Annotated in this window: 8 protein-coding genes and 1 pseudogene; 5 read left to right on the top strand and 4 right to left on the bottom strand. The window is 56.2% G+C overall.

What is annotated here, in order from left to right; all coding sequences use genetic code 11:
• Both FHT76_RS40995 and FHT76_RS40990 read left to right on the top strand, forming a co-directional pair.
• Positions 1–1,401: electron transfer flavoprotein-ubiquinone oxidoreductase (locus FHT76_RS40995; RefSeq protein WP_259186879.1), on the top strand; the 1,401-nt coding region annotated here is incomplete at its 5' end.
• A 19-nt stretch (positions 1,402–1,420) separates the two neighbouring features.
• A complete protein-coding gene (locus FHT76_RS40990) occupies positions 1,421–2,056 on the top strand; it encodes a TetR/AcrR family transcriptional regulator (protein ID WP_259186878.1) in 636 nt (211 codons plus the stop codon).
• 146 nt (positions 2,057–2,202) lie between these two features.
• On the opposite strand, the gene FHT76_RS40985 is transcribed toward FHT76_RS40990, so the two are convergent.
• On the bottom strand, positions 2,203–2,814 hold the full coding sequence (locus tag FHT76_RS40985) for a hypothetical protein (protein WP_259186880.1): 612 nt from the start codon (positions 2,812–2,814) through the stop codon (positions 2,203–2,205).
• Here FHT76_RS40985 and FHT76_RS40980 point away from each other — a divergent pair.
• Positions 2,701–3,396: pseudogene (locus FHT76_RS40980) on the top strand (IS630 family transposase); the annotation flags it as partial. The gene FHT76_RS40985 and the pseudogene FHT76_RS40980 overlap by 114 nt on opposite strands.
• 1,020 nt (positions 3,397–4,416) lie before the next feature.
• Here the strand turns inward: FHT76_RS40980 and FHT76_RS40975 are convergent.
• The 3 genes from FHT76_RS40975 to FHT76_RS40965 are packed head-to-tail and all read right to left on the bottom strand — an operon-like array spanning position 4,417 to position 6,421.
• Positions 4,417–4,680, bottom strand: coding sequence for a hypothetical protein (locus FHT76_RS40975; protein ID WP_183758215.1), 264 nt, complete (start codon positions 4,678–4,680; stop codon positions 4,417–4,419).
• Positions 4,681–4,684: 4 nt separating this feature from the next.
• Complete coding sequence (locus FHT76_RS40970; RefSeq protein ID WP_259186877.1) at positions 4,685–5,497, bottom strand: Ku protein; 813 nt, start codon at positions 5,495–5,497, stop codon at positions 4,685–4,687.
• Between the two features lie 12 nt (positions 5,498–5,509).
• Complete coding sequence (locus tag FHT76_RS40965; protein WP_183758219.1) at positions 5,510–6,421, bottom strand: Ku protein; 912 nt, start codon at positions 6,419–6,421, stop codon at positions 5,510–5,512.
• Positions 6,422–7,272: 851 nt separating this feature from the next.
• On the opposite strand from FHT76_RS40965, the gene FHT76_RS41630 reads away from it, so the two are divergent.
• Positions 7,273–7,566, top strand: a complete 294-nt coding sequence (locus FHT76_RS41630) for a transposase (protein ID WP_405049548.1) — start codon at positions 7,273–7,275, stop codon at positions 7,564–7,566.
• A complete protein-coding gene (locus FHT76_RS40960; RefSeq protein WP_259186876.1) occupies positions 7,481–8,134 on the top strand; it encodes a hypothetical protein in 654 nt (217 codons plus the stop codon). Before FHT76_RS41630 ends, FHT76_RS40960 begins: the two co-directional genes overlap by 86 nt.
• Positions 8,135–8,196: the final 62 nt, after the last annotated feature.

The following is an 8,196-nucleotide window of genomic DNA, read 5'->3' as shown; positions in this document are numbered from 1 at the left end:
CACTTCCTAGTGCTCGGTCCGGCCGGCTCTGTGCGTCTGCCGAACATCCTGATGCCGCCGCTGATGAGCAACCATGGGAACTATATCGTCTCGCTTGGCAACGTCTGTCGCTGGCTCGCCACCAAGGCCGAAGAACTCGGCGTCGAAATCTATCCGGGCTTTGCCGCAACCGAAGTCCTCTACAATGACGAAGGTGCGGTGATCGGCGTCGCCACCGGCGACATGGGCGTCGAGAAGAACGGCGAGCCCGGCCCGAACTATACCCGCGGCATGGCACTGCTCGGCAAATACGTGCTGATCGGGGAAGGCGTGCGCGGTTCGCTCGCCAAGCAGCTAATCGCCAAGTTCGATCTGTCGAGGGATCGTGAGCCGCAGAAGTTCGGCATCGGCATCAAGGAACTCTGGCAGGTGAAGCCTGAGCACCACAAGCAGGGTCTCGTGCAGCACTCCTTCGGTTGGCCGCTCGGCATGAAGACCGGCGGTGGCTCTTTCCTTTATCATCTGGAAGACAATCTCGTTGCCGTCGGCTTCGTCGTGCATCTGAACTACAAGAACCCCTACCTTTATCCGTTCGAGGAGTTCCAGCGCTTCAAGACGCATCCTGCCATTCGCACGACCTTCGAGGGCGGCAAGCGGCTTTCCTACGGCGCGCGTGCGATCACCGAAGGCGGCTATCAGTCGGTGCCGAAGCTTAGCTTCCCCGGCGGCGCGCTGATCGGCTGCTCGGCGGGTTTCGTCAACGTGCCGCGCATCAAGGGCAGCCACAACGCGGTGCTATCGGGCATGATGGCGGCAGATCGGATCGCGGCGGCGATCGCCGCCGGTCGGGCCAATGATGAGGTGGTCGAGATCGAGAACGACTGGCGTTCAAGCGATATCGGCAAGGACCTGAAGAAGGTGCGTAACGTCAAGCCGTTGTGGTCGAAGTTCGGCACGGCGGTCGGCGTCGCCCTCGGCGGGCTCGACATGTGGACCAACCAGCTGTTCGGCCTCTCGATCTTCGGGACGTTGAAGCACGGAAAGACCGATGCCGCCTCGCTGGAACCGGCCTCGCAGCACAAGCCGATCGCTTACCCGAAACCCGATGGTGTCCTCACCTTCGATCGTCTCTCCTCGGTGTTCCTGTCGAACACCAATCATGAGGAAGATCAGCCGGTGCATCTGCAGGTAAAGGACATGGCGCTGCAGGTCTCGTCCGAGCACGACATTTATGCCGGTCCCTCGACCCGCTACTGTCCGGCCGGTGTTTACGAGTGGGTGGAGAAGGACGGCAAGGAAACCTTTGTCATCAACGCCCAGAACTGCGTCCACTGCAAAACCTGCGACATCAAGGATCCCAACCAGAACATCAACTGGGTGCCGCCGCAGGGCGGTGAGGGCCCTGTTTACCCGAATATGTGAGTCAGAGGGACTGGCGGCTATGGCTCATATTTTGACTGGAGTACATCGTGACCCCGATAAGACGAGGGAGGACATCCTCAATGCCGCTATGAACGAAATCGTAGAAAACGGCTTCGGTGGAGCGCGGATAGACAGAATCGCGGAAAGGTCTGGCTTCAATAAGCGGATGATCTACCACTACTTCGGGGATAAGGAGCAGCTTTATGTGGCTGTGCTCGATCACGCGCTCGGAAAGATGCGGATCGCTGAAACCTGTCTCAACTTTCACAAGATGGCACCCGAAGAAGGTGTCGAAGAAATAGTACGCTTCGTATGGCATTATTTTCTTGAAAATCCGGAGATTTTAAGTTTGCTGGGAACTGAAAATCTACAACGGGCCAAGTTCATTCACAGATCACCTAATGGCCGCCTCCTGAACCACCACCTGGTTCGGGAGCTGGGGAAATATTTGCGCCAAGGTAGCGCGCACGGTGCCTTCATTGCCGAGATAGATCCGCTCAATGTCTTTCTGACGGTGCTTTCCCTCAGTTTCTTCTACCTTTCGAACCGATATACCCTTTCTACCATCTTTAGCCGAGATTTCACCGAAGGCACCTATCTTCGCTTGTGGGAGGCTCACATCGTGCATGTCGTCCAAAAGTCAATCGCTCGGTGAGCCCTGACGGTAAAATTCGAAAAGTACACTTCCGATCATCTCCGCGCGGTGCGGGTGGCGGAAGGATTTAGGTTGATGCTTTTGGGGGCTGCGTGACAAAAGTCGTTGAAAGCTCCTCAGCTATTCAACGAAAAATACAGGTTGAACTAGATATCTCGCGGATGAAAGCCGTCCGCGACACGCTTGGGTAGCTTGGCGTCTCGTGGCAATACCAGCGGTATTCGCGTCGTTGACCGATCCCTCCTCTTGGCCTGCTGACGAACTTCGAACATCGTGCTGGGATCGAAGACCTTGAGTACGGTCATGAACGCCGACTTTTGGCCTTCCAGGATCAGAGCTTCAGCCCTGATCGCCTCAAGCCGCGCCTCCAATTCGGCCAGCTTGCCTTTCAATTCCTCGACGACCGACACCATACAAACCAACTCCGACAGAGTTGGAGGTAACAATTTTAACGAGAAATGGGCCGTCGTGACCTCTGCTCGCTTTGAGGCTGCGGCGGCTGGCCTTAGCCTAGTCACCCTGGAACCAAAATAAGCTTCATTTTGTTCGGCTTCTGTTAGAAGAGCAGGAGTTGATTGATGGTTGGCAGGCAAGCAGGCCTCGTCGTTCTGAGCGACGCGGATAGAAATTTCCTGTAATCTCAGGTGCGCCGGCATAAAGCGCCGCGCTCCTTGTCGGATCGATGCCGGATGGTCTTGTTGTGCGCGCAGGATCTGCAAAGCAAAGACGTTGCCGAGCGTCTCGGAGTCCACGAGCATACGGTTGGCAAGTGGCGCCGCCGGTTCCTACAAGATGGTATTGAAGGGCTGACAGATGAATATCGTGCCGGTCGACCACGAACTGTCTCTGATGCCCAGGTTGCTCAGGTCGTCGAGCGTACATTGAACACCACTCCCAAGGATGCCACGCACTGGTCCATCCGTTCGATGGCAGCCTCCAGTGGACTTTCGCATACCACCATCCGTCGGATCCGGATAGCATTTGGCCTGCAGCCGCATCGTGCCGGGACATTCAAGCTTTCCTCTGATCTGCTCTTCGTCGATAAGGTGCAGGACATCGTCGGACTTTACATGTCGCCTCCGGACCGGGCGGTCGTGCTTTGCGTGGATGAGAAGTCACAAATCCAAGCCCTGGATCGCGAGCAGCCTGTGCTGCCTATGGCGCCGGGCGTCGCCGAACGGCGCACTCATACCTATGTCCGCAATGGCACGACCTCCCTGTTCGCCGCGCTCGACGTCGCGACTGGCGCCGTGATCGGTCATTGCTACAAGCGTCACCGAGCGACCGAATTCCTCGACTTTTTGAAGCGGATTGACGCCGAAATGCCCAATGGGCCGGCTGATCTGTTCCCGGCGAGGGAGGCCATGACCTCTTTTGGATCCGCGTGAGTGCAATCAGCGCCCGTCTCCTGGGAAGACGAGCATTCTTTGTCCCCATCGCATAGGCCCGCGCATCACCGCGCTCGATAAGGGCTTTGGCAAGATCGCGCCTTTTGCGGACGATCGTTCAGCTTTTCGATGTCGATGTTATTGAAAACTTTGAGAAGCCCATACGCTCGGTAGCGATTCTGATAAATTCTACAAGACGGCTCTTTTCGGCCCGATGCCTAGAGCGCATTTCCGCCGCGGCATTCACGATTTCATCTCGTCTCGCTTTGGGAACGAGAACCTCCACCCCTACGATGTCTGATGCTCCTCCGTCTCTCGGTACTTATTGATGCGATCCATCAAGGGCATGCCGGCAACTCCCACACACAGCAAATTATCCGGGATACGCATCAGGCTTCTGATGGTTGGCTTTATCTTGGTTGATTTCGCCAGCTCAAAAGCCATCGGTTCTGTTGGGCACCCCTTGCTTGTCGTGACGGTAATTCGCAGAAAGACGTTCATCCCCGCGACCAGCAAACAGGCTTCAGCGACATCAGGGGAAACAGTGGTTGGGGGAAGGCTCGAGAGGGGTCCGGAGCCTTCCCTAACGCCAATGCGCCTGTTTTCGGGAAACAAGCCTAACGAGTGTATCGTTAGATCGTTGCCATGGATACTGACACAATGTGAGTAGTCCATAGCCCCAGAAGGAGCCCTGCCTCAACAAGAGCAGACGGAGCAGCTAGGCGGCTAGTTCGAGGAATGACGGAGAAGTGCGCACCCGTTCTTCCGGCGCCAAACAAAACAAGTGGGTTCTGTTCCATGGTTATAAAATAGCCCTGCGTTAGGGCGGGCCAGAGATCCTGGCGATGCCACCCAAAGGGTTGCTCAAAACCCTTATGTATTCATCCTGAAGTTCGTGCTCATTGTTCCGTTGCGGTCTTTTAACACACTTGCCCATCTCCGGAGCCATCATCAGGGCATTCGAAGGTCGCCTCAATGAAAGATGTCGATAGACGGTTGGTCATCATCAAAATTTCCGTTGCTGGCGGCGTCGTATGAATTGATACTCCGGCCGCCGCCCCGCGTTCCAAAGGCCGTCAGCTGGACCAGGATCGCGCGAGCACGTTTTACTGCGGCCTCTTCATCGACGTTGGCGCCATCGCAAACAAGGACCGTCACGGCGTCGCCATCATGACTTCGAAACTCGATCCTCCAGCCGTTGTTCTCATGGGCAACCGTGGTATCTGTCGGATGCATCCCATCACCCCCCTTTTCTGCCCTTGAGATCAGCTTCGACACTCTTCCGCAGAGCATCCATGATGTTGACGACGTTCGATTTCACTGCGGTTTCGGCCGTTTTTCCCTTTGCCGTCTTCCTCGGCTTCAGCGCTTTTTTCTTTGTCTCTATGAGCTTCAACAGGCTGGTCTGGATCGGGTCGCTGGCCATATCCGGCGACCAATGAGCCGACTTCTGTTTGATGAGCTTCTGAACCAGGGGGACAAGGTCAGGGTCCGCTTTGGCGGCGATATCCTCGAAATAGCTTTCTTCCGGTCTTACTTCATCGCCGAACCGAAGCGACCAAAGCACAATGCCGTCCCCTCGGGGCTCGAGGATGACGGCGCGCTCGCGGCGGCCCATCACCAGTTTCGAGACACCCACGACCTTGTCGGCCTTCATGGCATCTCGGATGACGGCAAAGGCCTCGTTACCAACAGCGTCATCCGGCATCAGGTAGTGCGGCTTTTCCAGATAGACCCATTCGATGGTGTGGGCCGGAACGAATTTCTCGATATCGATGGTTTTCACGGTATCTAGCGCGACGCGATCGAGATCGTCGTCGGTGAGAATGACGTAGTCGTTCTCACCGCGGGCATAACCCTTGGCTTCGTTCTCATCTTTCACGGGCTTCCCGGTCACGGAGTCAACGTACTGGGAGACCACCCGGTTTCCCGTATCCTTGTTCAGCGTATAAAAGCGGACCTTCTCGCTCTCGCTGGTGGCCGGGGTCATTGCCACCGGGCAGGTGACCAGTGACAGCTTGAGGTAGCCTTTCCAATAATGACGCGGTGCCATGCCTCGATCTCCTTAACCAGCCTTGCGACGCGCAGAAGCACCGGAAGTGGCAGTTTTTGGAGCCGACTCGCGTGTCGCGCGCTGTCGACCCGGACCTCGATTGGCGTTGGCTGCGGAGCGTTTCGGCTTGTCGGCGGCGGCAGCCTTCATCATTCCTGCGCTTTCCCGGAGGGCGGCCAGCAGGTCGTTCGGCTTCGACACCTCCACCTTCTTCGGTTTCGGGAGCGACCGGCCTTCCATCTTGGCTTTCACGAGATCGGCGAGGGCAGCCTCATAGCGATCGTCGAAAGTCGCCGGGTCGAATTCGCCCTTCTTCGTCGCGATTATGTGCTTGGCAAGATCGAGCATCTCGCCCTCAATCTTCAACCTGGGTATTTCCTCGAATGCTTTCTTGCTGGAGCGGACTTCATAGTCGTAATTGAGGGTAGTGGCGATCAGACCCTTGCCGTGTGGGCGTATAAGAACGGTCCGCATCCGACGGAAGAGGACAGCTCTGGCGATTGCTGCGACCTCAGACTTCTTCATGGCATCACGCAGGGCGACAAAGGCGTCCCCGCCCAACTTGTCGGGCGCGAGGTAGTAGGGCTTGTCGAAATAGACATCGTCCACGTCGGAGCAGGGGATGAAACAGCCGACCTCCAGGGTCTTGTTGCTCTCGGGGATCGTGGCAGCCACCTCTTCGGGATCGATGATGAGGTATTGGCCGTTTTCGATCTCGAACCCCTTGGTCTGCTTCTCCTTTGGCACCGGGTCTTCAGTCTCGCTGTCGATAAAGATTCGGTTGACGCGGTTCCCGGATACCTTGTTGATCGTGTTGAAACTTATGCGCTCTGACGTGCTGGCCGCCGTGTAAAGCGCAACGCCGCAGCTCACGTCGCCAAACTTGAGGAAGCCCTTCCACTGGGCACGATGAGCCGCTGCCATACGCTCTACTCCGAATCTCTCGATAGCGACTCAAAGCCCGTCCAAGGGATTCGTTCCGATTGGAAACGAATCATTTTCAATGTGTTATGGAGATCTCCTCAAATTTTGATTCCAGCGGGCCGCGCGCGATTTGACCGAACTCGTATGTGCTATCAGCCCGAGATGCGGCGGGGGGCACGCCTGCACCCTCCGCCGGGCCCTCCGAGGTCCGCCGCCTGCGCTCAATAAGGGCTCGGTGACCATAGGCGCAAATCTAGGCAAGGGGAATCCGGAACAGAAAACGAGATCTGCTAACACGTCTTGTCGGATTGGAAGTGATCCACAGAGCGGCCACACGATAGGAATTCCGGGATAGGAGTGTACATTTACGGAATTAGGTAGCAACTGCCACCAACGAAGATTCCGGCAACGCACGGTCCATATCCCTGCTACGACGAAGCTCTTCCAAAAGCTTTTTCAGGTTTGACTGCGCCTTTACTCGCTTTCCAAGAACACCCGGCAAAGATGTGTCTTTCTGAAGGGCTCGCCGCACCGTTTCGGTTCGCTGACGATCCGCAAAACCAATGTCGCAGTATACCATGAAGACGGTGAGGTATCTGTCGAACAACTCACTTCCTTAAGTCGCTGGAAGTGCTTGATGTGCGCATTCTGCACAATCCATGAAGGGAACATGGAGGGCTTGTAGAGCTTGCGTAGTTCTGAAACGCGTTCACCGCGAAACATAGGCAACCCAGAAAGCTGTTTGTAGAAAACGAACAAGTCCGACAGTTCGCTGACCATCACCTCTTGGAACATCTTTCAGAGACGTTTCTAGGAAATCAAGGTTATAGTCGAGCGGGCGACGTCCTTGCATGTACATACCTGCGGCCGTCGTCAAGTTCGACGAGGACAGGGCCTACACGGTCTTCTGCTTCCTCCGGTGGCCGGACAGCCACGGGACGCCGGAGTGCGTGCGCTGCGGCCACAAGGGCTGCTGGGAGATCCGCCGCAAGCGCTTCAAGTGCGAAGCATGTCGCCGGGAGTTCTCGGTCGCCACGGGTACGGTCTTCGCCTTCCGGAATGCCGCTCCTCGACATCCTGACGGCGCTGTGGTTCTCGGTGAACTCGGTCAAGGGCAAGAGAGAGCCGGACATGATTGTCCATGATGGCGAAGATGCCGAGCCGCATCTCACAGCAGAAGAAGTTCAGACGCTCCTAGGATTTGTTCAGCGATTCAATCCGGTCATAGTTGGCGGGCAAGCTGTTAACATCTGGGCCGAACTTTATCATGGCATGGACGAAGAGCTCGACGGCCTCGGCGAGTTAACGAGCAAGGATCTCGATTTTTATCATGATCGGGAAGCCGAGCGCGCACTTGCAAACAGCCTAGAAAACGGCCTTCTGGAAATACCCTCCGGTGACAATCACACGCCGAATGCGGCTGTCGTAACGGGCAAGCTTGGAAATCGCGACATAGTGGTGGACTTCCTTGCCCAGATCAAAGGGGTCGAGGACAAGTCCCTCCTCGAAAATTCAATCACATTTGCTGATGCTGAAAATCCGGAAGCCATTTCCATCACACTGATGCACCCTTTGGACTGCGTCAGGAGCCGCCTGAGCAACATCAATATGCTGGGTCGCCGCAACGATCACTCGTTGCGGCAGGCTGTTGCGAGCTTGTTGATCCTAGAATGCTACATTGAAGGTAAGCGCGAATTTCTGCGCACCTTCTGAAGCGAAGTGCTCTCAGGCATGAAGTGTCCACCAAAATAGGTGGACACCAAATCATGGAAGAA

The organism is Rhizobium sp. BK176 (assembly GCF_024808055.1).
The sequence above is the reverse complement of the archived record's forward strand: the minus strand, read 5'-3'. Positions and strand labels throughout refer to the sequence as shown.

Excerpts from the sequence above, each read along its gene's own strand:
- FHT76_RS40990 (WP_259186878.1), top strand. The coding sequence starts at position 1,421 with ATGGCTCATATTTTGACTGGAGTACATCGTGACCCCGATAAGACGAGG.
- FHT76_RS40985 (WP_259186880.1), bottom strand. The coding sequence starts at position 2,814 with ATGCTCGTGGACTCCGAGACGCTCGGCAACGTCTTTGCTTTGCAGATC.
- FHT76_RS40975 (WP_183758215.1), bottom strand. The coding sequence starts at position 4,680 with ATGCATCCGACAGATACCACGGTTGCCCATGAGAACAACGGCTGGAGG.
- FHT76_RS40970 (WP_259186877.1), bottom strand. The coding sequence starts at position 5,497 with ATGGCACCGCGTCATTATTGGAAAGGCTACCTCAAGCTGTCACTGGTC.
- FHT76_RS40965 (WP_183758219.1), bottom strand. The coding sequence starts at position 6,421 with ATGGCAGCGGCTCATCGTGCCCAGTGGAAGGGCTTCCTCAAGTTTGGC.
- FHT76_RS41630 (WP_405049548.1), top strand. The coding sequence starts at position 7,273 with ATGTACATACCTGCGGCCGTCGTCAAGTTCGACGAGGACAGGGCCTAC.
- FHT76_RS40960 (WP_259186876.1), top strand. The coding sequence starts at position 7,481 with ATGCCGCTCCTCGACATCCTGACGGCGCTGTGGTTCTCGGTGAACTCG.